Raw genomic sequence first — 23,141 nt, 5'->3', positions numbered from 1 at the left:
TGCAATGGCGATGGAAACACAAGACATCATTAACCGTTCCGCGACTAACTCTGTAACACCCGCACCGCGTGGCCGGGACTATAAGGCAGAAGTCACTAAGCTTATCGATGTCTCCTCCTGTATAGGCTGTAAAGCCTGCCAGGTGGCCTGCTCAGAGTGGAATGATATCCGTGATGAAGTGGGCCACTGCGTAGGGGTTTACGATAATCCGGCGGATCTGAGCGCGAAGTCCTGGACGGTAATGCGCTTTAGCGAAACAGACCAGAACGGCAAGCTTGAGTGGCTTATTCGTAAAGATGGCTGTATGCATTGTGCCGATCCGGGTTGCCTGAAGGCGTGCCCGTCTGCCGGGGCAATTATTCAGTACGCCAACGGGATTGTCGATTTTCAACAGGAAAATTGTATTGGCTGTGGCTACTGCATTGCGGGCTGTCCGTTTACCGTTCCGCGGCTCAATAAAGAAGATAACCGGGTCTATAAGTGCACTCTCTGCGTGGATCGCGTCAGCGTTGGGCAAGAGCCCGCCTGCGTCAAGACCTGTCCGACCGGTGCAATTCGATTCGGCAGCAGGAAAGAGATGCTGGAGGTCGCACAAGCGCGGGTGGATAAGCTCAAGGCGCGTGGTTACGAAAATGCGGGCATTTATAACCCGAAGGGCGTGGGCGGGACGCACGTTATGTATGTGCTACACCATAACGACCAGCCGGAGTTATATCATAACCTGCCGAAAGATCCGGCGATTGATACGTCGATCACCCTCTGGAAGGGCGCTTTAAAACCGCTTTCGGCGGCGGGCTTTATCGCAACCTTTGCCGGACTGATTTACCACTACATCGGTATCGGGCCAAATAAAGTGGTGGATGACGACGAGGAGCAGCATCATGAATAAATGGATTGTGCGCACAAAATTTATCGACCGCGCCTGTCACTGGACGGTGGTCATTTGCTTCTTTCTGGTCGCCGTGTCGGGAATATCGTTTTTCTTCCCGACCCTGCAGTGGCTGACTGAAACCTTCGGTACGCCGCAGATGGGGCGCATTCTGCATCCATTCTTTGGCGTGCTGGTTTTTGTGGTGCTGATGTTCATGTTTGTACGCTTCGTGCGCCACAACATCCCGGATAAAGAGGACATTCCGTGGGTGAAAGGGATTGTCGACGTCCTGAAGGGCAACGAACATAAAGTCGCGAGAGTCGGTAAATACAATGCCGGGCAAAAAATGATGTTCTGGACCATCATGAGCATGATTTTTGTGCTGCTGGTGACCGGCGTAATCATCTGGCGCCCCTGGTTTGCCCACTATTTCCCGATTCAGGTGGTGCGCTACAGCCTGCTTATCCATGCAACCTCGGCCATCATTCTGATCCACGCCATCTTAATTCATATGTATATGGCCTTCTGGGTAAAAGGTTCGATTAAAGGAATGATTGAAGGCAAAGTAAGCCGCCGCTGGGCGCAAAAGCATCATCCACGCTGGTACCGGGACGTTGAACGTCTGGAAGCCAAAAAAGAGAGTCGTGAAGGCATGAAATGAGCCTTACGCCGTCGGCTATGCCCGGCGGCGCTTGCTCCGTCATTGTAGGACGCACTCTCTTTCCCACCGGGAATAAACATTTTGCGAGCCGTCTTCCAGTGGTGTCAAAATCGCGCTTCAACATAGCGGAAGGGATATTTAGTGGGTTTGACTTTGCTTATTTTACGCTTTGGCAAATCCATCGCCTTTATGTGTAAATCTTTATAGGGGATATGTGAAAGCAGATGGGTAATAATGTTCAGGCGAACGCGTTTTTTGTCTTCAGAACGCGCCATAAACCACGGCGCCCACGCGGTATCGGTGGCCTCAAACATGGCATCCCGCGCCACGGTATATTCATCCCACATAGTGAAGGATTTAATATCCATTGGGGAGAGTTTCCAGGTTTTACGGCCATCGTTAATGCGATCGCGTAAACGACGCTCTTGCTCTTTTGGGGTCACCTCCAGCCAGTATTTCAGCAAAATGATCCCCGCATCAACCATCGCTTTCTCCATCACCGGCGTGCCATCCAAAAATTTCTCGACCTGCTCTTCGGTACAGAACCCCATGACCCGTTCAACGCCTGCGCGGTTATACCAACTGCGGTCGAAGATAACGATTTCGCCTGCAGAAGGCAGATGCGGTACATAGCGTTGCAGGTAGAGCTGGCTTTTCTCTTTTTCGGTTGGGGCGGGCAGGGCGACAACGCGAAAGACGCGCGGGCTAACGCGCTCGGTAATCGCTTTGATGGTCCCGCCTTTTCCGGCGCCGTCACGGCCTTCAAAAACAATACACACTTTCAACCCCTTCGCGACCACCCACTGCTGAAGCTTAACCAGTTCAACGTGGAGACGGCGTAGCTCTTTTTCATACGCCTTCGTTTTTAAGGGCGTGTTTTTTACCTCATCAACCACGACGTGGGTTTTCTTTTTAGTGACCATATTGCCATCCTCTTGTTGTCGGGACGCGGGAAAAGAGAAGCCGCACTAAGAAGTGTAAACTACCTGAATGAATGGACTAACGTGTCAGAGTGCTGATTTGAACTGGTTCACCATACAAGTTTGTTCAATAATGCGGGCTGCAAACTTTCAACACGTGGTCGTGGTATGAAAAAAACAATTTTTTCGTTGGCACTGGGCACTTTTGGCCTGGGAATGGCTGAATTTGGCATTATGGGCGTGTTAACGGAACTGGCGCATGACACCGGCATCTCTGTTCCTTCTGCCGGAAATATGATCTCATTTTACGCCTTCGGAGTGGTGATTGGCGCCCCGATTGTGGCCCTTTTTTCCAATAAGTTCTCGTTAAAAACGACGCTGTTATTCCTGATGGCGATGTGCGCGGCCGGTAATGCGATTTTCACCTTCTCAACCGCCTATCACTGGCTCGCGCTGGGGCGCTTGATCTCCGGTTTTCCGCACGGCGCTATATTCGGCGTCGGGGCCATTATCCTGTCGAAAATTGCCCCGCCCGGGAAGGTAACGGTTGCGGTTGCCGGGATGATTGCCGGTATGACTGTTGCGAATCTGGTGGGGGTTCCGCTGGGGACGTGGCTCGGGCATGAATTCAGCTGGCGCTATACCTTTATGCTGATCGCCCTGTTCGATGCGCTGGTGATCCTCTCGGTGCTGGTTTGGGTACCTAACCTGCACGATAAATCAGAGCGCAAATTGACCGAGCAGTTCCACTTTTTGAAAAAACCAGAACCCTGGTTGATATTTGCTGCCACCATGTTTGGCAATGCTGGTGTGTTCGCGTGGTTTAGCTTCGTGAAGCCGTTTATGCTCAACGTCTCTGGCTTTTCTGAAGGACTAATGACCGCCATTATGATGTTAATGGGCCTCGGTATGGTGTTGGGTAATATGTTGAGCGGCAAATTGTCCAGCCGCTTTAGCCCGCTGCGTATTGCCGCCACTACCGACCTGGCGATCGTCGCGTCACTTCTCTCTCTTTTCGCTTTCGGCGAGCTGAAAACGGCCTCGCTGGTAATGGGGTTCGTCTGCTGTGCCGGGCTGTTTGCGCTCTCTGCCCCGCTGCAAATTCTGCTGCTGCAAAATGCGAAAGGGGGCGAGATGCTGGGCGCGGCGGGAGGACAAATGGCGTTTAATCTGGGCAGTGCGATTGGCGCATACTTCGGTGGGATGATGATTACGCTCGGCTTTAGCTGGAACTACGTTACCTTGCCAGCGGCTATTTTGTCGTTCTCTGCTATGACGTCACTGCTACTGTATGGCCGTTTGCGGGCCAAAAAGAATCAGGCCAACGCGCGCGCGCTGGCCTGATTTTACTCAGCGGCAACCCCACGGCGCGCTACACAAATTTCGCCAGCGGGTCGGCGGCGGCAAAGGCAATGCTTTTATCTGCTGCAGGCGGGTAAATCAGCTCATGGGTAATGGCGATTTTGATTTTTTTCGCATCCTCGCGCACGGATTTAACGGCCTGATCCCAGCCTTCAGTATAGACCGCACCCCAGGCCCCCAAATCCAGACAGGTTACGTAGTTCACCTGGCGGTAGGGATAGGGCTCGATATTCAGCAGGCTGGCAGCCGCGTTGTGACCGGCAAATTTACCTAACTGGATCGCATGCTGGCAGGTCATCAGGGCGGTGTTGCCAATATCGTCAGTTTTGGCGTGCGCCATATCGCCGGTGGCATAGATATCCGGATGCGCCGGGACCTGCAGCGATGCTGAGACTTTCAGACGCCCCTGGTTATCACGTTCCCCGTCAATCTGTTGGCTGAGCGGGTTTGCCTCGACGCCTGCGGTCCAGACTACGGTCGCTGCGGCAATGTGCTCACCCGTTTTCAGCGTCACGCCTCTGGCATCAATCGCTTCAATTTCGCTATTCAGGCGCCATTCCACACCCAGGTCATTACTCGCCTCTTCAATGGTCTTGCGCAGTGCTTCACTGTAACGGCCACCCACGGCCGGCCCCCTCTCAACTACGATTATTTTAGTGGCTGTATCATTGCCGAGGCGTGCGCGGAGCCGGGCAGGGAGTTCGGTCGCCAGCTCGATGCCGGTAAAGCCGCCGCCGCAAACTACAACGGTGTTTCGCTCGGGCGTTGAAGGGCGAGTGACCAGCGAATCAAGGTGCTGCTCGAAGACCTGGGCTGATTCCATCTGGTCGATATCAAACGCGTGCTCCGCCAGCCCGGCGACAGGAGGACGTTTGGCCTGGCTACCGGTCGCCAGCACTAAACGTTCATAGCTCACCGTCAACAGTTCACCCGTTGCGTTACGGTAACTCACAGTTTTTTCGCTGGCGTTAATGCGTTCTGCGCTGGCGCCGATAAATTCGATATCCAGTTCGGCGAACAATTCGCTGAGCGGCGCCACCAGCGTTGAAACGTTTTCTTCATAAAAGCGTGGACGAATACGCAGTTCCGGGGCCGGCGCCAGTACCGCTATTTTAAGACTGTTTTTACCCGCCAGTGCTGACAGGCGCGCGGCGCTAACCGCTGCCCACATACCAGAAAAACCACTACCCACGATTAAAATCTGCTTTTTCATCTTTGATCCTTTGCGATCGTCAAGCCGTCTGCCTGACTCAACTGCAACTATACTTGTCGCAGTTAACTACGACAACTTCTTTCTGAGTTAAAACGCGTTATAATGGCCGGAACAGTGACTTCGAGGTTAACCATGGCGTTTTACAGTTCCGGTGTGGAATATGGCATTCACAGTCTGATGTGTATGGTGGATGCGAAAGGCAATGAACGTGAGATGAGCGTCCGCGAGATGGCTGCCCTGCAGGGCGTGCCATATGACTATCTGGGGAAAATCTTTACCCGTTTGTCCCGCGCCGGGCTGGTCACCAGCACGGAAGGAAAGGGGGGAGGATTTAAGCTCGCACGTCCGGCAGAACTGATTTCCGTGCTGGATGTCGCGCATGCCATCGACGGCGAGAAAAACACGTTTGAGTGTCGGGAAGTGCGCCAGCGGCTGGCGGTATTTGACGAAACGCCCCCGGCGTGGGCATGCGATGGACCCTGCGGTGTGCGTGCCGTTATGGATAGCGCACAGCAGCGAATGGAAGAGGAGTTAGCACGCCACACCATTCTCGACCTGGCTCGCAGAATGTACCGCAAAGCGCCGGACACCTTTCAGATTGAGGTACAGGAGTGGATTTCAGACCGGCGTGCTTCGTCGTGACAGGCCGGGCATCTCCCGGCATCAAATCGTTACGAGCGTAAATCAATCACCATACGGCCACGGATTTGCCCCTGTTCCATCTCGGTGAAGATAGCATTAATATCTTCCAGCGGACGCAGGGTCACTTTTGGTACAACCTTACCTTCCGCCGCAAACTGGAACGCTTCTATCAGGTCCTGGCGTGTACCCACCAGCGAGCCCACGACCTGAATACCGTCCAGCACCAGACGCGGAATATCAAGACTCATCGCTTCCGGCGGCAGGCCCACGGCCACCACGCGACCACCGGCACGAACTGCGTCCACCGCCGAGTTAAAGGCCACTTTTGCTACGGCGGTTACCACTGCGGCATGTGCGCCACCGGTTTTTTCCTGAATAACCTTTGCCGCATCTTCATTACGGGAGTTGATCAACAAATCCGCACCCATAGTGGCCGCGAGTTTAAGTTGCTCATCGTTCACATCAATCGCGATAACTTTGGCATTAAAGACATTTTTAGCGTACTGCAGCGCAAGGTTGCCCAACCCACCTAAACCGTAAATCGCCACCCACTGGCCCGGTTTGATTTCAGACACTTTTACGGCTTTGTAGGTGGTGACGCCCGCGCAGGTGATGCTGCTGGCTTCAGCAGAACCCAGGCCATCCGGCACTTTTACCGCGTAATCGGCGGTAACGATGCACTGTTCGGCCATGCCGCCATCGACAGAGTAGCCCGCATTTTTCACATCGCGGCACAGGGTTTCATTACCACTGTTACAATATTCACAGTGACCGCAGCCTTCAAAGAACCAGGCCACACTTGCACGGTCTCCCACCTTCAGAGAGTGCACGCCAGGGCCAATCTCTTTGACGACGCCAATCCCTTCATGACCCAGGATAACCCCGGTCTTATCGCCAAAATCACCATTTTTAACGTGTAGGTCGGTGTGACACACACCGCAGCACTCCATCTTCAGCAACGCTTCGCCATGGTTGAGTGAGCGTAATGTTTTTTCGGTAACATCAACCTGATGATCTTGAGTGACAACAGCAGCCTTCATGTTTATCTCCTTGTTCACGATCGGAATCTGCAGAGCAGGTAGGGCGTGGATGAGAATAGGTCTTACTTCTTAAGTATTAGTTTTTTTGCGCCAGAGCGCAAGGAATGAAAGGATTCATTTTTACAAAAATGATGAATATTTATGACCAAAATAGAGTAAGGCCACTCTCATGAATAATATTAATAGTTGTTAAATGGTGTTGTTACTTTATTCATTAGCATGTGCGGGTGGTATTATTTTTTAACGACAATTTATAATATTTCTCGTGCGCGGTGAAGTGTAACCCAATGAAAAGCTTTGTGAAATTCGAGCAAGTCGTTCATTTCCGCATACACAAAAATTATTGCCACAATGTGTCATCCATTGTATTTGTGAAAAACTTCACGGATTTAATATTAATTTTTGATTCTCATATGTACGAAACACTGTTTCATTTTATTGGGTATGGTGTTTTACATTGATTGTTAATTAACGTGGGAATATTTATGAAAATTAAAAATTTAAGATGGTACATCATCGTTCTTGTGATGCTGGGAACCGTTACCAATTATCTGGCAAGAAGTACGCTTGGCGTTGCCGCACCTGAAATGATGAAAACCCTCGGATTATCCAGTGAGCAATATGGCTGGATAGTCTCCGTCTTCCCGTTCACCTACGCGATTGGCGGTATTGTGTGTGGTTTCATCATCGACCGGTTTGGGCTACGCCTCAGTTTCGCCCTGCTGGCGGCGTTATGGTCCATCTTCAACATGTTGACGGGGTTATGCAGTAGCTGGTTGCCGATGGCCTGGCTGCGCGGCGGGCTGGGATTGACCGAAGCCGCCTTTAATCCGGCCGGGATGAAGGTGACCGCTGAATGGTTCCCGGCGAAAGAGCGGGGCCTGGCCTGCGGTATTTACAGCCTCGGCACCTCCGTTGGGGCAATGCTGGCGCCGCCGTTGGTGGTGTGGGCGGTTGTCAATTACAACTGGGAAATGTCGTTTGTGGTGACCGGCGCGCTGGGGCTGGTCTGGGCGCTGGTGTGGTATATTTTCTATCGTTCTCCTGAACGAAACGGTGCGCTCATCCCAGCGGAATACGCTGCCGTGCAGGACGATCAGATTGAGGTCGTAAAAGAAAAAGCGTCGCTGCGCTCAATAATCACGGACCGCAACCTGTGGGCCATTTCGCTTCCGCGTTTTATGGCCGATCCCGCGTGGGGAACCCTGCATTACTGGATGCCACTGTATCTTGTGACGGTCCGCCATATGGATATGGCTCACATTGCTATGTATGCGTGGTTACCGTTCCTGACGGCTGATTTTGGCTGCATGTTCGCAGGCTATCTCTCACGCGTGCTGGTCAATCGCGGTATTGGCGTCCTGAATGCCAAACGCATCACCTTTACCTTTGCCGCAATACTGATGTTGTCGATGGCGGGCGTGGGGTTTGTCACCAACGTTTATGCCGCGCTGGCGCTGTTCTGTATTGCGGGTTTCGCTCACCAGTGTCTCTCCATCACCGTTATCAGTATGTCTTCCGATCTGTTTCCTAAAAGAGAAGTCGCCACCGCGACGGGCTTTGCTGCCTTCACCGGCAGTATGGGTAATTTCCTCTTCGGCCTGTTCCTTGGCGCGTCGGTGATGGTTATCGGCTACAACGCTTTCTTCGTTGGCCTGGGCGTGTTCGACTTAATCGGCGCGCTGTTCCTTTGGGCATTAATTAAATCCCCTAAAAAAACGCAAACGCTGGCGACAGCATAATTTTAATCCGCTAAGGACACTTCCATGAAAAAAACGGCTTTATTGCTGGCGGCCTGCTGCTGCCCACTGGTCAGCCACGCGGTTACCTTTGATATGCGTGGTGGATATAAAGCAGCCAGTAAAACCTATGAGTCACGCTTCAAGATGAGCCAAACGCTGGATGCCTTCTGGCTCAGTATGGAGACCGATAATAAGCAGGGCGGGGATAATTTTGATCAATCCACTACGGATTACAACGAGCTGGAAGGGAATTATAAATATAAACCCAATGACAGCGTCTTTATCCAGCCGGGAATGGTTTACCACTGGGGTAGCGAAGGGGCACAGGTCCGGCCGTATGTGAAATTTGGCTGGAATATGACGCCGTCCCTCTATTCGGCAATCCGCATGCGCTATGACTGGAATCAATATGATTCAAGCGACCTGTCCGGCGAACGCACTAAAGGGAGTCAGGCGCGACTGGATCTTTACCTCGGCTGGCGTAACAACCGCTGGGATATCCAGGATAATCCGGTATTTTATCGCTACGTAAACGACTTCCATTTTAATAACGGCAAAAAGAACGCCTGGGAGAATGACTTAGTGATCCGTTATAAGCTCAACAAAACCTGGCAGCCTTACGTCGAATGGGACTATATGGGCCAGCAGGGTAAATATGATGGCGAAGCAGGCTTAACCGAAAACCGCTTCCGCGTGGGTCTCTCAATCAATTTTGGATAAGGAAATTTACGCCATGAAATGGAGCCGTTCATTACTGGCATCTGTTGTTGGCTGTGCATTGTTTGCGCAGTCATCAGCGTTCGCTGCTCGGCATTATGATGCTTGTCTGACCTATGATTGTGCCCGGATGGAGGCGATTAAAGAGGCCATTGCGCGTCAGGATCCTCGTTATTTACCCGCCTGGCAGGCTTTGTTACGTGATGCGGAAACTGCGCTGTCGCACCCCAACTATTCAGTCACGGATAAAACACTGACCCCGGCCTCGGGAGATAAACATGATTATTACAGTTTTGGACCTTACTGGTGGCCCAACCCGGTGGGGAAAAACGGGATGCCTTACGTGCGCAAAGACGGGCAAATTAATCCCGATGCTAAAACCAATGCTACCGACAGTAAACGGCTGGTCCAGTTTGCTGACGATCTCCGCCTGCTTGCCCTGAGGTGGTTTTATCAACCTGACCAGAAATACGCCGCCAAAGCGGTAAACCTGTTGGACACCTGGTTTTTAAACCGCACAACCCGCATGAACCCTAACCTGAAATATGCTCAGGCCATTCCGGGGCAGGTAGACGGACGCGGAATCGGCATTATTGATACCCGGGTATTAATTGACGTGGCGGACAGCATTGTCCTGCTGGAACCCTCTGGCCTGATTAGCCCTCAGGCGCTGAGCGGCTACAAAAAATGGTATGCCGACTACACGCGCTGGTTACTGACCAGCCAAAACGGGTTTGAAGAAGCGAACTGGTATAACAATCATGGCGCCTGGTATGACGCGCAGGTGACCGCGTTCTCGCTCTTTACCGGCAACGTGCAGCAGGCGCAAAAACAAACGGACATTTTCAAATTGCGCCATCTTGCCTCTCAGGTAAACGCCCGGGGAGAAATAACCTCTGAGACAGAACGAACCCGCTCATTTCACTATACCAACTTTGCGCTTGCGGCCTATGCCCACATGGGGCGCTACGGTGAAACGCTCGGGAACGATGTCTGGGGCTTCGGGCTGGACGGTCGAACCATGAAAAAAGCGTTCGGGGTGGTGAGTCGACAAACAGGAAAGCCGCGCACCGACTGGCCCTATGAAGATATTCACTATACGCCACGAGAGGCGACTGGCCCCATGCTGGCGGCAGCGCGAGCGTGGCAGGAACCGACGTTTTTGCGTAGCGCCGAACGGCTTGTCGCGTCGAACAGTCGGGATATCAATATCCTTCTCCCCGGTTCTGTGCTGGTTAAATAACGGAGCAAACATGAAACAATTTACCGAGCTTCAGGTACGTCAGGCGCGGCAACATGCTACACCCGCCATCATCCAGGCATTAATAGAGAATAACGCGGAGGTGATTCATCACCCGGTGTTGGTACCGCAAACTGGTTGCGCCACGTGGAATCACTACTTTTTTTGTCCGGTCCACAGCGTACGTCTGAGGTGGGATCGCCATTCGCCGCATCAGCATATCTGCCCGCAGGACGGCGCAATTTTTACCGGAGAGCCTTACGACGGCGCCTGGTGGCGCTGGCTCAATGGCCTTAACGCCAGGGCGAGTTATGAGCTGGGGATCCTCTGGCTTTTGACTGAGGACGTACGCTATTTAAACAAAGTGCGGGAGATCCTACTGGGCTATGCCCGTTATTACCCCGACTACGAGGAGCACGGTGGCATTCCCTACAACGGGCCAGGAAAAGCCAATGCGCAGACGCTGTGCGAAGCCAATTGTCATACCGATTTTGCCCGTGGTTTCGATATCATTCGGTCTGCTTTAAGCACGGCTGAGCAGGCGTATATTGCCGAAAGGCTGCTGCGTACGGGGGCCGATTTCCTGATCGCCCACCGCTGCAATCAAATCCACAATCACGAAGTGAAAATTAATGCCGCTATCGCGATTATCGGGGCGGTTCTGGAAGACGATGGCTATCTTGAGTTCGCCGTAAAGGGCCAATACGGTCTCGCGTATCAGCTCGAACACGCGCTGCTGCCGGACGGACTATGGTTTGAAGGTTCGTTTCACTATCACTTTTATGCGCTACAGGGATTCTTTGCCTTTGAGAAACTCGCGTGCGGGAGTGATTACAGCCTGCTGGACAAGCCTTATTACCGGCGGATGCTGAACATCCCTTTGCAAATGATGATGCCGGATATGACGTTGCCGAAAATAAACGACTGCGTCAACGGGCAGGAAAAGCTGAATCATGCTGATGTCTATGAGTTCGCCTGGTGGATTTACGGAGATGAACGGTATGGTCAATTGCTCAACCTGATTTATGAAAAACAACAACGGGATAGCGTCGACGCGCTGTTTTATCGCCAGCCCTTGCCGGACAATGTTCTGGAGCCGCCGCAGGGTACGCAACATGACCCCAGGAGCGGCATAACCATTATTCGTAATAAGCCAGGTCGTGCTATTTGCGTCAAGCACACGCCTTACGGTGGGGAACACGATCACTACGATAGCCTGGCGTTGAGCGTGTTCCATGACGGCCACGCTGTCTTCCCGGATCTCGGCACTACAGGCTATGGCGCACCGCTGCATTATGGTTATTACAAAAATACGTATTCACACAATACGCTGTGCGTGCAGGGTAAAAACCAGCCGCCAGCGATACCGCGGGTGCTCTCTTTCTTCCGCGATGATGCATTAACGCGGCTGATTGTCGAGGTGGACTGGAGAGCGGCCTCTGTCCTGCCGGACAGCAAGACGCGGGTGGAATGGGATGAGGCGGCATATCAAGATATCGTATTTCGTCGTTCAATCAGCGTTGTAAATGACCTGCTGATGGATATGCGAGTTGTCGATAACCCGCATGGACAGACAGTAGATACGTCATATCTTATTGACGCCCAGCCGGCCATTCAGAGAACGTATGATAAAAGATTACATCCCGGAATAGTGGTGGGAGACGCCGAAGCCGTGCACGGTGTGATTAAACATACCTGGTACGGCACGGGGCGATTTTGTACCTGGTCCTGGTCGCCGGGAGAGACCCAACTCTTTCAGGGCAAGGGGCCTGATAATCCCTCAACCTCTGACGTTGAATACCTGATTATGCGCTCTGAGGATAAACGCGTTGTTCACGTTACCGTGACGGATTTCTCCGGTCTCAATGATATTGACGTAAAAAACGAGGAGGGTGGCATTCGGGTTACGGTTAATCACGCAGAGACTTATTTTCTCAGTTTCATCTAGAGAGTACGGCGTTCCCTCTTCCCGGTGGGAAGAGGGGGATGTTAAATTGACGTCCGACGATAGTTACGGTATTCCGGCATCCAGTAGTTGTCGTCAATGGCCTGCTGCAATGCATCGGCAGAGGTATTCACCGCCACACCTTGCTGCTGCGCCATTTTACCTACCGCAAAGGCGATAGCGCGGGACACTTTCTGAATATCTTTCAGCTCCGGCAGCACCAGGCCTTCGCCATCGTTGACCAGCGGAGAGTGGCCCGCCAGCGTCTCACTCGCGGACATCAACATTTCGTCGGTGATACGCGATGCGCCCGATGCGATAACACCCAGACCAATTCCCGGGAAGATATAGGAGTTGTTGCACTGGGCAATTGGGTAGAGCTTGTCTTTCCACACCACCGGATCAAACGGACTGCCGGTTGCAACCAGGGCGTTGCCTTCCGTCCAGGCAATGATGTCCTGAGGCGTGGCTTCCACGCGCGAGGTTGGGTTAGACAGCGGCATCACGATAGGACGTTCGCAGTATTTATGCATCTCACGAATGATCTCCTCGGTGAAGAGACCGGTTTGTCCTGACACCCCGATCAGGATATCCGGCTTGACGTTGCGCACCACATCCAGCAGGGAGAGCACGTCATTGTCGGTATCCCAGTTTTTAAGGCTCTCGCGCTTTTGCACCAGTTTGGTCTGGAACGGCAGCAGGTTCGGCATGGCGTCGGTCAGCAGACCAAAGCGGTCAACCATAAACACGCGCGAGCGCGCCAGCTCTTCGCTCAGGCCTTCGCGCTGGGTCTGGGCGATGATTTGCTCGGCAATGCCACAGCCTGCAGAACCCGCGCCGAGAAAGACAATTTTCTGGTAGCTCAACTGGCTGCCCGCAGCGCGACTGGCCGCAATCAACGTGCCCACGGTCACAGCCGCAGTCCCCTGAATGTCATCATTAAACGAGCAGATCTCATCGCGATAGCGGTTCAGCAACGGCATGGCGTTTTTTTTGCGCAAAATCTTCAAACTGCAGCAGAACGTCCGGCCAGCGATGTTTTACAGCCTGGATAAAATCATCAACAAACTGATAATACTCGTCGTCAGTAATGCGTGGATGACGCCAGCCCATGTACAGCGGGTCGGTCAGGAGCTGCTGGTTGTTCGTGCCGACATCGAGCACTACTGGCAGAGTGTAGGCAGGGCTGATACCGCCGCAGGCGGTATACAAAGACAACTTACCGATGGGAATGCCCATCCCACCAATACCCTGATCGCCGAGGCCTAAAATACGTTCGCCGTCGGTGACGACGATCACTTTGATATTGTGGTTAGAGACATTCTGCAGAATGTCATCCATGTTATGGCGGTTCTGATAAGAGATGAATACGCCCCGGGAGCGACGGTAAATCTCGGAGAAACGCTCGCAGGCCGCGCCAACGGTTGGGGTATAAATCACCGGCATCATCTCTTCGAGATGATTTTGCACCAGGCGGTAGAAGAGGGTTTCGTTGGTATCCTGAATGTTGCGCAGGTAGATATGCTTGTCGATTTCGGTTTTAAAGCCCTGGTATTGTATCCAGGCTCGCTCTGCCTGTTCTTCAATGGTTTCAACCACTTCAGGCAGCAGGCCCAGCAGGTTAAAGCTGCTGCGCTCTTCCATACTAAAGGCGCTGCCTTTGTTCAGGAGGGGGAATTCAAGTAAAACCGGTCCGGCGTACGGAATATATAAGGAACGATGTTTTTTCAGTTTGTTGTCCATGTCACTCACTCTTTTTTTGAAGATCCGTCCCTGACACCGCTGTTTGTCATCTTTCTGGCCGGTGTTGCGGGTGCGGTCGGGGAGTAGTATAGAGGAGCTGAAGAGTAATTACCGCAACACAGAAACAAAAACGCCATCGGATGTGCCGATGGCGTTGAGGATCTTTTCCTGGAACTTACTTGCCGGCAGCGCGTTTCCTGCCAGTGGCGTGGGTGACTTGCGTTTCGCTTTCGCCTTCAATCACCACTTTGCGTTGGTTTGAAAGCTTGTAGTTCAGCCCCAGAATGTGGCGTGCCTGACGGTTCGATTTCATATTTACTCCTCAATCCTGTGGATAGTTTTAAGGACAAGTTCGCTTACGCAAACGAAATGTAACCCCTTAGGTTGCAGATCCAGCATAGCAGATTTTTACAGGGGGGCGTTTTGCCCGCTGACAACATAGTTAATGGTCTGCTGGTAAATGTCACTGAGGATGTCATTATCGGTGGCTTCCACCCACCTGGTCAGTTCCATCAAAATGTCATCTTCAGTCACTGCACCGTGCTCAGCGTGCAGACCTTGTGCAATCGCGTTAACCAGTTCTGGTTGGGCTGCTGAAGTATTAGCCGGGTAATATGTAAACATACTGCCTCCGTGTCGTTATTTGTTTAATGTTACGGCTTGCAAAAATTTAATTCGCAACCAGAGTGACAAATAATTTAACCGTTGTGGTTCAGATTTGTCCTGGAAATAAAAATATAATATTCCATAGCACACTTTTTTAATTAAGGTTTCCAGCGACGTAAATTTGTCTCTTTTTCGAAAGGCATCGGCGTGGGCCAGGAGATCAACTCTATAATGCTGCCCCAGGGCGTTTGCCCATAGCAGAAGGCATTCCCGGCGCCGCGTTCAGCCGGAAAAGACAATGGTTCAGGCTCGGTAAATATTTCGCCGCCAGCACGCGTGAACGCGGTGATAGCCGATTCAAAATCATCAACATACAGGGCAAAATGCTGGAGGCCAAAATCACTGGCGCGGGCAGGCATGCCCTGTTCCGGGCCATGCATTTCAAAAAGCTCTATGCCCGGGCCATTCGGTAATGCCAGCATGCGGATGGCGCGAATTTTAGTGCCCGGGAATAATCGCAGGGTATGCTGCTGGGCGTCGTGATCGATATCATCACTTTCGGCATCAACCGAATGGTATAAAACCTGCGCGCCAAACGCCTGCTTAAAAAATAGGGTTGCGTCTTCAATGTTCGGCACCGTAATGCCAATATGGTCAATGCCTCTGACGGCAGAAATCATGATTACCTCCTGCTATAAAAATATAAAATATAGCAGGAGATAGTCAGCCTGTTACCACTTCATTTCGCCGGTATTGACTTTGGCGCTAAGCTCCAGCGAACTCACTTCTGCTAAATCGGGATACTGTTTTTTCATGTCAGCAATTACACCTGACGCCTCTTTATGCTCAGACAATGCCTGTTCAAAACGCTCAAGATATTCACGGGTGAAATCGATAGCGCCGGTTCCTGCAGGCGGGGTCCCAAGGTAGTGACCCGGGATCACGCGCTCAGGTTTAAGCCCCGCCATGCGCGCCAGGGTTTGCTGCCACTGCTGACGACGTGCGGGCGTTTGGGTGTCTGCTGTCCAGACGTGAATGCCCCAGGAGACGCCGGTCCCACCGAGGATCGTTTTTGCTGAGGGGATCCATACGTACGCCGCGTATTTGTCAGCCTGTGCGATCTCGATTTTCTCGCCATCAACCGTAAACGTGGTGGAGGCAATAACCTGCGGGACGACCAGCCTGGTGGGCGCGCCGTCCTTCATCTGCGGGCCCCAGAAGGCAAGTTTAGCGTCCTTAGTCGCCTTGATATGGTCAACAACCTGTTGTGTCGCAACCACCTCGGCATTCGGGAAGGCGCTAACCAACGGCTGCAGGCCAAAATAAAAGTCCGGATCGCCAGAGGTAATCACAATTTTATTAAGCGTTTTACCGCTTTTACGGATTTTATCCACCAGCGCTTGCCCATCTTTTACGCTGAACTGCGCGTCAAACAGCACCGCTTCTTTCGGGCCGGATACCAGGGTGGATGAAACGGCAAAAATGCCATTTCCCTGTGGGTTATAGGTATCAATGGTTAACGGAGCCGCAAAAACGGCTGGGGTGAAAAGGGTGCTCAGGAGTGCAACGCGGGTGATTTTCATTTTTTTGTCTCAGTCAGTCAGGAAAGTCTCTATTGTACGGCACTCTTCATTTGCCAGAATTCCTGAAACAAGACATGCTTTGTTTCAGGAATTGAGCAAATGGAGTGTGGTATGGATCGTGTTATTGCCGCTCAGGTTTATAACCGTATTTGTGAACTGGGGAGCCTGAGCGCGGCGGCCCGTGCGCTGGGAATTTCTCGCCCGATGGTCAGCCGTTATCTTGAGCAGATGGAAAAATGGGCCGGTACACGGCTGGTGAACCGCTCCACACGAATGCTGACGCTGACTGCCGCCGGGGAGAAGGTGTTGCTGAAAACACGTACGCTCTCGCAAATTTCGCAGGAGATTGAAGACCAGTCGGCAAACGATATGCCCACCGGCACGTTGCGCGTCGCCTGCGCGCATTTTACCGCCATGCATATGATTGGTCCTGTTTTGCCGGAATTACTCTTACGTTATCCGCAACTGCGTATCGAGCTGGAGGTGAACAATCATCCGGTGAGCCTGGTGGGAGAGCGCATTGATGTGGCGATCCGTATTACGGATAACCCTGAACCCGGCATGATTGCGCGCAGGCTCGGGGTATGTCGTTCCGTACTCTGCGCCTCACCGCGCTATCTGGCAAAGAAGGGTGCCCCTGAAACCGTGGAAGCGTTGGCTAACCATAACTGCCTGCACTACAGCTTCTTCGCTGGTCAGTCATGGTCTTTCGTAACCCCGGAAGGGACGGTCGCGTCAGTGGTAGTGAGCGGTAATTTGAGCGCGAGCATTTCCTCTTTATTAATGGACGCCGCCATAAACCATTGCGGTATCGCTATGTTACCGGCGCGCGAGGCACATGAGGCGCTGTCACGGGGTGAACTGGTGCCTGTACTCCATGAACTGACCCCCAAACCGATCGCTATTTTTGGCATTTATCAGTCACGAGATTATCAGCCGGCAGCACAGCGGGTATTCCTGGACGCGCTGGCCCACTATCTTGGTGAAGGTTAAGACTCGTCTGTCTTACCGGCAGAATCAAATACACGTCCTATACTTAACCCTTTGTAAGCCAAAAGGAGAGCAAAAATGACGATTCATAAGCACGGTTCGGCACACTGGTCTGGCGATATTAAGCGCGGGAAAGGGACAGTCTCTACAGAGAGTGGTGTCCTTGACCAACAACCTTACGGCTTTAATACCCGCTTCGAAGGTGCAAAGGGGACCAACCCCGAAGAGTTAATTGGCGCGGCGCACGCGGCCTGTTTTTCGATGGCGTTGTCACTGATGCTCGGGGAAGCGGGCTACACTGCGGATGCCATCGATACAACCGCAGATGTCTCGCTGGACAAAACCGACAGCGGTTTTGCCATCAGCAAAATTGCGCTGCAAAGTAAGGTCACGGTGCCAGGCATCGACCCGCAGCAGTTTGATGGCATCATCCAAAAAGCCAAGGTCGGTTGCCCGGTTTCACAGGTATTGAAAGCGGAAATCACGCTGGATTATAAACTGAACTAAACCAAAGCCGGGTGCCAGCCCGGCTATCCCTCTTGAACGGTAAAAATAGCCCGCGCGTGAGGACAGGTCATTCCCGCCACATTTTTTGTTAAGCTATAAACACTGTAAATAATAAAGGGATAGCGGCATGGCAAATTTGCCCTGGCGTATCAGCGTACGGCTGATCTATTTCATCAAGAAAATTGCGATGGTTTTGGGGATCGTGCTGATTGTACTCCTTGCAGTACGGGTATATCTCTCGCAACAGGGGCCGGAGCTGCATCGTTGGCACACGTGGCGCGCAAATGAGATGTCGGTAAAGGAGATGGATAAGGCGGATTTTGCGCAGTACCTCTCCCGTGAGAGCGCAATTTTCGCCGATCTTGAGCGGCAGGTCACGGCGAAAACGGAAGGGGAACAGCGTACCCCGCTGAACCGCTATTATCGTCAGAGCCTGGTATGGCCCGGACAATTTTCGCCGGATGCAAACCGTTCATTTGTGCTGATCCCCCAGGGAAAGCCGCGTGGGGCGGTAGTGCTGCTCCACGGGCTGACCGACTCGCCGTACAGCGTCAGACACATCGCGCGTGATTATCAGCAGCGCGGTTATGTCGCCGTGGTGCCCCGCCTGCCAGGCCATGGAACGGCGCCTGGCGCGCTCACGAAAGTTGACTGGGAAATGTGGCTGGCGGCTACTCGTCTGGGCGTTCGCGAAGCGACTCGTCTGGCGGGAGATAATGTGCCGCTCCATCTGGTTGGCTACTCCAATGGCGGGGCGCTGGCGATGAAATATGCCCTTGATGCGCTCGACGCCCCAGAACTGCGTGAACCGCAGCAGGTGATCCTCCTGTCACCGATGATTGGGGTCACCGCGTTCGCCCGTTTTGCCGGATTCGCCGGGCTGCCTGCGTTATTACCGGCCTTTGCCAAAGCGGCGTGGCTGAATATCACGCCTGAATATAATCCCTATAAATACAATTCGTTTCCTGTCAATGCGGCGCGCCAGTCATGGCTGTTAACGCAGGCCCTGCAGCAGCAGCTCAGCCGCGATGCGCGGGAAAACCGGCTAACGCGGTTGCCGCCGGTGCTGGCGTTTCAGTCGGTGATGGACTCGACGGTCACCACCCGCGCTGTCGTGACGGAGCTGTTCGATCAACTGCCGGCAAACGGCAGTGAACTGGTGGTCTTTGATATCAACCAGGCCGCGAGTTTCCGGCCCCTGTTCAGGCCATCGTCGTGGACGGCGCTCTCAGAACTGCTGCCGGTATCGCTAAGACGTTACAGTGTCACCGTTATTACCAACGCCAGGGCAGATAGTTTTGCAGCGGTCGCGAAAACCACCCCTGCGGGCAGTACGCACATGACGCTTGAGCCGTTAGGGCTGACTTATCCGCAAGAGGTCTATTCTCTCTCACACGTTGCCATACCCTTTGCGCCTGATGACGACCTGTATGGGCGACAGCCCGCAGTGAAAAACCGCTACGGCATCAGCCTTGGAACCATTGCGCTATGGGGAGAGACCTCGGTATTAAGCGTAGGGAAAGAGGCGTTGATGCGGGTGACGTCGAACCCGTTCTACGACTATATGCAGGAGCGAATAGACGCACGTATCGGCGTTAGTAAAGAGTGACGAAAGATTTGCATGAGTTATGTATTAGTTCAGGTTGTTAAAGTATGCTTACAGTACTTCCAGCCGCATACCTCATATCAGGACCTTTATCTGTGCTGACCACTATTATTTATCGAAGCCAGCTAAATTTATCCTGCCGATCCGCGCAATTGGGGACGTTAGTGGAGCGCGCCAGGATCCGTAATACGGGGCTTAATATCACCGGTATTTTGCTTTCTAACGGTCGCGAGGTCCTGCAAATTCTGGAAGGCACGGAAGAGAGCGTCGTGAAGCTGTTCAATAAGATCCGTGATGACAGGCGCCACAGTGGGGTCGTTGAACTGATGCGTGACTACGGTCCACGCAGACGTTTTGAGAACGTGGGGATGCTGCTGTTCGATCTGCAGGTGAAATCAGCGAAAGAGGTTCTGCAGTCCGTACTGCACTACAGTAAACTGGAAAGCTATCTGACTTCCGACGACCGGGTATTCAAGTTTATTCAGACGTTCATAACGGGTAAAAGAAACGATCACTCTGGAACTATCTTTGATGCCAAAAAATGGACGCTTTCGCGTGAAAACCCCGCCGTTTGGCGAAGGCGTTGGGCTGATTGCCAATCAATCATGCCAGTTTGCACTCCAGCCGATTGTCGAACCCACAGAAGGCAAAATCAGTTCCCTCGAAGCCCTGATCCGCGGCAACGATGGCGGCAGCCCGGAGCATTTTTTTAATACCCTTGATCAGAACACGATTTACGAAGTCGATCTGCAGACCAAAGCCTATGCCTTCGCCCTGGCGAAGGCGCTGGGGATTGGCGGGCATAAAATTGCGATCAATCTCCTGCCAATGTCGCTGGTGAATGTGCCCGGCGCGGTGGAGTTTCTGGTCAATCAGATCAAACTCAACGGTCTGCTGCCAGAGCAGGTAGTCATTGAAGTGACCGAAAACGAAATGATTTCCGGATTCAACAAGTTTAACAGCGCCATCAAGCAGTTGCGCGCGGAAGGCATTGGCCTGGCGATTGATGATTTCGGGTCGGGGTACGCCGGGCTGTCGCTGCTCACCAAATTTCAGCCGGATAAGATCAAAATCGATCGAGAGATTGTCAGCGATATTCACCTTAGCGGGCCGAAGCAGGCGATTGTAAGGTCTATCGTCAGCTGTTGCACCGACCTGGAAATCTCGCTGGTGGCGGAAGGTATTGAGAAGATGGAAGAGTGGTGCTGGCTGGAGTCCGCCGGTATTCGCCGCTTCCAGGGGTTTTTGTTTGCCCGTCCGCAGCTCAACGGCGTGGGCGCGATCAACTGGCCTCACATGGCGCGTTAGCGCATTTCGCTTTTCCCGGCGACGAACCTGAACAACGCTAAAGGATGATGCTGCAATGAAAAAATTACTGTTACTTACCCTGCTGGCCGCGTCGGGACTGGCGCAATCCGACGGGGCTATTCCTGATGTCGTGAAGAATGTTAGCCAGCAGCAGAATATCACTATCATTAAGCAAATCGATGCTCCCGGGGGCGCCCCTGGCTGGCTGGGCCAGTACCAGGACATGGGCGTGACGCTCTTCTTAACCCCGGACGGAAAGCATGTTGTGTCAGGCTATCTATATGATGAAAAAGGAAAAAACATCAGTGAGGCCTATTTTCAGAAAGAGATCTATGCCCCGATGGGACGCGAAATGTGGAAAAAACTCAATGCTGCGCATCCGTTGAAAGAGGGAGCGGAGAATGCTCCGCGTAAAGTGTTTGTCTTCGCCGATCCATTCTGCCCGTATTGTAAGGCCTTTTGGGCGGAAGCTCAGCCATGGGTAAAAGCCGGTAAGGTTCAGCTTAACACCCTGTTAGTGGCTTTTCTGAACCCCGCTAGCGGACGTAACGCCGCCGCGATCCTGAATGCGAAAGACCCCGTTACAGCCTGGAGAGAGTATGAACTCTCTGGCGGCAAAAAACGGCCGCAAGCAGAAGGTACAGCCTCACGAGAGACGGTTGAAATAGTGCAAAATCATCAGACATTGATGGACAGTCTGGGGGCCAGTGCCACTCCAGCGATTTACTACCTGAATGAACAAAACGAGCTGCAACAGGTGGTGGGCATGCCGAACGAGAAGCAGCTTGAGGCCATGTTCGGGCCGAAGCCGTAACACTCTCCGGCAGAACTGGCGTGTCTGCCGGAGTACGGGGCTTAACGTCCCCAGCGATTTCTCAGGTAGTTAACCGCTTCCTGAGTCTGCGGCTGGTTGAGATAATCTTCGCGGAACAAAATCGTGCCATCCACGCCGGGCAGCGAATCGTTGAGATCGAGCTGCTTTTTCAGCTCCGGCACACCGCCATCTACCGTCCAGTCCGGCTCATTTTTCGACGGCTCGCCTATCTTGTAGAGTGCAATGCCGATGTACAGGCGGGTATGAGTCGGTTGCACCAGCTCGGCCCACCATTTGGTTAGCACGTCATAACGCGCCGCATCCCGGGCGAAAGGCCAGTAAATCTGTGGCGCGATATAATCCAACAGGCCCTGCTGCACCCATTGGCGGGTATCGGCGTAGGATTCATCATACGCGGCGGACCCGCGAGTATCCGAGCCCGCCGGGTCGAACGAGCGGTTGCGCCAGACGCCAACGGGGCTGACGCCGAATTCAACGTCGGGTTTAGTCTGTTTGATCGCTCTTGAAACCTGCACAATTAGCTGATGTGTATTATGTCTGCGCCAGTCGGCTTTTGAGGTAAATCCCTGTCCGTACTGTCTGAAGGTTTGCGCATCATTCAGCGCAGAACCCGGCGATTCAGCATAAAAATAGTCATCAAACTGCACGCCGTCTATCGGATAGTTCGCCACGACTTCAGTGACGACCTGGGTTATCCAGTCTCGCACCTGTGGAATACCTGGGTCGAGGACGAAACGATCGCCAGAGACGCGAACCCACTCCGGATGCTGGACATAAACGCTGGAAGGGTGCAACGACGAAGTGCGGTTAAGTGCGGCAATGGTCGAGGGTTTGGTATTTGTTGAGACGCGATAGGGATTGAACCAGGCGTGCACTTTTATCCCGCGCTTATGCGCTTCATCAAGCATGAATTGCAGCGGATCGTATCCCGGATAGTGGCCTATATTGCCTGTCATCATATCTGACCAGGGCAGGATTTTTGACGACCAAAGCGCCGTACTGTCCGGTTTGACCTGGAAAAAGACGGTGTTGATACCGAGACTGTTGAGCTTGTCGAGCTTATTTATTAACGCCTGTTTTTGCTGGGCGATGCGCATTTCAGAACGGCTTGCGTTCAGCGACGAAACCGGCGGCCAGTCGAGCCGGGAGACGGTCGCCAGCCAGATCCCGCGCATCGGTTCGTTGTCCTGCAGAGCGGTATGGCTCGCCGTCGGGAGCGGAGTAACGCGTGATTTCGGTGGCTTTGAGGCGCAACTGGCCAGTAAAAGTGCACAGCCCACCAGCGCACCCATCCGTTTTAGATGTTGCGTCATGGGCGTTTTAGCTCTTGATAATACGGCTCGTGGCCCAGGGATTAAAGGCAGGCTCAACGCCGTCATCTTCCAGGGAATCAAGGTACAGAGCTTCAACTTCCGCACGTGCCCACGGGGTACGGCGCAGGAATTTCAGGCTCGACTTTACGCTTGGGTCTTGTCGGAAGCAGTTAATTTTGATCCGCTCGCCCAACTCGCTCCAGCCATATCGCGCAACAAGGGCGTTAACCTGCATTTCAAGCGTCACGCCATGCAGAGGATCTTTAGAACCGGGTGTACTCATAGGCCTTCGGTTGT

The 23,141-nt window shown here is 52.9% G+C and carries 21 protein-coding genes and 2 pseudogenes; 13 read left to right on the top strand and 10 right to left on the bottom strand.

Annotated elements, in window-relative coordinates:
- The first annotated feature begins 4 nt into the window (after nt 1-4).
- Nucleotides 5-889, top strand: coding sequence for a formate dehydrogenase subunit beta (fdxH, locus tag NL510_RS12095; protein ID WP_253377007.1), 885 nt, complete (start codon nt 5-7; stop codon nt 887-889).
- Nucleotides 882-1,532, top strand: a complete 651-nt coding sequence (fdnI, locus tag NL510_RS12090) for a formate dehydrogenase-N subunit gamma (RefSeq protein ID WP_366518876.1) — start codon at nt 882-884, stop codon at nt 1,530-1,532. The genes fdxH and fdnI overlap by 8 nt, the downstream gene beginning before the upstream one ends.
- 104 nt (nt 1,533-1,636) lie before the next feature.
- On the opposite strand, the gene ppk2 is transcribed toward fdnI, so the two are convergent.
- Nucleotides 1,637-2,455 (bottom strand): polyphosphate kinase 2, encoded by an 819-nt coding sequence (ppk2, locus tag NL510_RS12085; RefSeq protein ID WP_253377003.1) that lies wholly within the window; start codon nt 2,453-2,455, stop codon nt 1,637-1,639.
- 165 nt (nt 2,456-2,620) lie between these two features.
- Between ppk2 and araJ the strand changes: the two genes are divergently transcribed.
- Nucleotides 2,621-3,796 carry an MFS transporter AraJ gene (araJ, locus tag NL510_RS12080; protein ID WP_253377001.1) on the top strand — a complete coding sequence of 392 codons (1,176 nt, stop codon included), beginning with the start codon at nt 2,621-2,623 and terminating at the stop codon, nt 3,794-3,796.
- A gap of 28 nt (nt 3,797-3,824) precedes the next feature.
- Here the strand turns inward: araJ and NL510_RS12075 are convergent, their stop codons facing one another.
- Complete coding sequence (locus tag NL510_RS12075) at nt 3,825-5,027, bottom strand: NAD(P)/FAD-dependent oxidoreductase (RefSeq protein ID WP_253376998.1); 1,203 nt, start codon at nt 5,025-5,027, stop codon at nt 3,825-3,827.
- Between the two features lie 132 nt (nt 5,028-5,159).
- Here NL510_RS12075 and NL510_RS12070 point away from each other — a divergent pair, with 132 nt between their 5' ends.
- Nucleotides 5,160-5,669, top strand: coding sequence for an RrF2 family transcriptional regulator (locus tag NL510_RS12070; protein ID WP_253376996.1), 510 nt, complete (start codon nt 5,160-5,162; stop codon nt 5,667-5,669).
- A 29-nt stretch (nt 5,670-5,698) separates the two neighbouring features.
- Here NL510_RS12070 and adhP read toward each other — a convergent pair whose 3' ends face one another.
- On the bottom strand, nt 5,699-6,709 hold the full coding sequence (adhP, locus tag NL510_RS12065; protein ID WP_253376994.1) for an alcohol dehydrogenase AdhP: 1,011 nt from the start codon (nt 6,707-6,709) through the stop codon (nt 5,699-5,701).
- A gap of 485 nt (nt 6,710-7,194) precedes the next feature.
- On the opposite strand from adhP, the gene NL510_RS12060 reads away from it, so the two are divergent.
- The 4 genes from NL510_RS12060 to NL510_RS12045 are packed head-to-tail and all read left to right on the top strand — an operon-like array spanning nt 7,195 to nt 12,356.
- Complete coding sequence (locus NL510_RS12060) at nt 7,195-8,451, top strand: MFS transporter (RefSeq protein ID WP_253376993.1); 1,257 nt, start codon at nt 7,195-7,197, stop codon at nt 8,449-8,451.
- A 24-nt stretch (nt 8,452-8,475) separates the two neighbouring features.
- Complete coding sequence (locus NL510_RS12055; protein ID WP_253376988.1) at nt 8,476-9,171, top strand: oligogalacturonate-specific porin KdgM family protein; 696 nt, start codon at nt 8,476-8,478, stop codon at nt 9,169-9,171.
- 13 nt (nt 9,172-9,184) lie between these two features.
- The gene (locus tag NL510_RS12050) at nt 9,185-10,411 is read left to right on the top strand and encodes an alginate lyase family protein (protein ID WP_253376986.1); all 1,227 of its coding nucleotides are present in this window, start codon (nt 9,185-9,187) and stop codon (nt 10,409-10,411) included.
- 10 nt (nt 10,412-10,421) lie between these two features.
- Entirely contained in the window at nt 10,422-12,356 is a 1,935-nt protein-coding gene (locus NL510_RS12045; protein ID WP_253376984.1) for a heparinase II/III domain-containing protein, read from the top strand.
- Between the two features lie 41 nt (nt 12,357-12,397).
- Here NL510_RS12045 and NL510_RS12040 read toward each other — a convergent pair.
- The 5 genes and pseudogenes from NL510_RS12040 to NL510_RS12020 all read right to left on the bottom strand — a co-directional run bounded on the left by NL510_RS12040 (nt 12,398) and on the right by NL510_RS12020 (nt 16,285).
- Nucleotides 12,398-14,096, bottom strand: a pseudogene (locus NL510_RS12040) (NAD-dependent malic enzyme).
- Nucleotides 14,097-14,271: 175 nt separating this feature from the next.
- Nucleotides 14,272-14,409 carry a stationary-phase-induced ribosome-associated protein gene (gene sra / locus NL510_RS12035; RefSeq protein ID WP_253376966.1) on the bottom strand — a complete coding sequence of 46 codons (138 nt, stop codon included), beginning with the start codon at nt 14,407-14,409 and terminating at the stop codon, nt 14,272-14,274.
- Between the two features lie 95 nt (nt 14,410-14,504).
- Nucleotides 14,505-14,720 carry a biofilm-dependent modulation protein gene (gene bdm, locus NL510_RS12030; RefSeq protein ID WP_253376964.1) on the bottom strand — a complete coding sequence of 72 codons (216 nt, stop codon included), beginning with the start codon at nt 14,718-14,720 and terminating at the stop codon, nt 14,505-14,507.
- Nucleotides 14,721-14,860: 140 nt separating this feature from the next.
- A complete protein-coding gene (locus tag NL510_RS12025; protein WP_253376955.1) occupies nt 14,861-15,382 on the bottom strand; it encodes a VOC family protein in 522 nt (173 codons plus the stop codon).
- Between the two features lie 51 nt (nt 15,383-15,433).
- Nucleotides 15,434-16,285, bottom strand: coding sequence for a Vmh family MBL fold metallo-hydrolase (locus tag NL510_RS12020; RefSeq protein ID WP_253376953.1), 852 nt, complete (start codon nt 16,283-16,285; stop codon nt 15,434-15,436).
- A gap of 111 nt (nt 16,286-16,396) precedes the next feature.
- On the opposite strand from NL510_RS12020, the gene NL510_RS12015 reads away from it, so the two are divergent.
- The 5 genes and pseudogenes from NL510_RS12015 (at nt 16,397) to dsbG (ending at nt 21,510) form a co-directional block, all read left to right on the top strand.
- On the top strand, nt 16,397-17,278 hold the full coding sequence (locus NL510_RS12015; protein WP_253376951.1) for a LysR family transcriptional regulator: 882 nt from the start codon (nt 16,397-16,399) through the stop codon (nt 17,276-17,278).
- Nucleotides 17,279-17,353: 75 nt separating this feature from the next.
- Nucleotides 17,354-17,782, top strand: a complete 429-nt coding sequence (locus NL510_RS12010; protein ID WP_253376942.1) for an OsmC family protein — start codon at nt 17,354-17,356, stop codon at nt 17,780-17,782.
- A 127-nt stretch (nt 17,783-17,909) separates the two neighbouring features.
- On the top strand, nt 17,910-19,391 hold the full coding sequence (locus NL510_RS12005) for an alpha/beta hydrolase (protein ID WP_253376941.1): 1,482 nt from the start codon (nt 17,910-17,912) through the stop codon (nt 19,389-19,391).
- Nucleotides 19,392-19,483: 92 nt separating this feature from the next.
- Nucleotides 19,484-20,696 (top strand): annotated as a pseudogene (locus NL510_RS12000) (diguanylate phosphodiesterase).
- Nucleotides 20,697-20,751: 55 nt separating this feature from the next.
- Complete coding sequence (gene dsbG / locus NL510_RS11995) at nt 20,752-21,510, top strand: thiol:disulfide interchange protein DsbG (RefSeq protein WP_253376939.1); 759 nt, start codon at nt 20,752-20,754, stop codon at nt 21,508-21,510.
- A 41-nt stretch (nt 21,511-21,551) separates the two neighbouring features.
- Here the strand turns inward: dsbG and NL510_RS11990 are convergent, their stop codons facing one another.
- Together NL510_RS11990 and NL510_RS11985 are read right to left on the bottom strand one after the other, a co-directional pair.
- On the bottom strand, nt 21,552-22,844 hold the full coding sequence (locus NL510_RS11990; RefSeq protein WP_253376938.1) for a glycoside hydrolase family 10-like protein: 1,293 nt from the start codon (nt 22,842-22,844) through the stop codon (nt 21,552-21,554).
- A 7-nt stretch (nt 22,845-22,851) separates the two neighbouring features.
- Nucleotides 22,852-23,127 carry a VF530 family protein gene (locus NL510_RS11985; RefSeq protein WP_253376936.1) on the bottom strand — a complete coding sequence of 92 codons (276 nt, stop codon included), beginning with the start codon at nt 23,125-23,127 and terminating at the stop codon, nt 22,852-22,854.
- Between the last annotated feature and the right edge of the window lie 14 nt (nt 23,128-23,141).

Origin of the sequence: unidentified bacterial endosymbiont, assembly GCF_918797525.1 — a bacterium.
GTDB lineage: Bacteria > Pseudomonadota > Gammaproteobacteria > Enterobacterales > Enterobacteriaceae > Enterobacter.
Note: the sequence above shows the minus strand (reverse complement) of the source record. Positions and strands in the feature narration are given on the sequence as shown.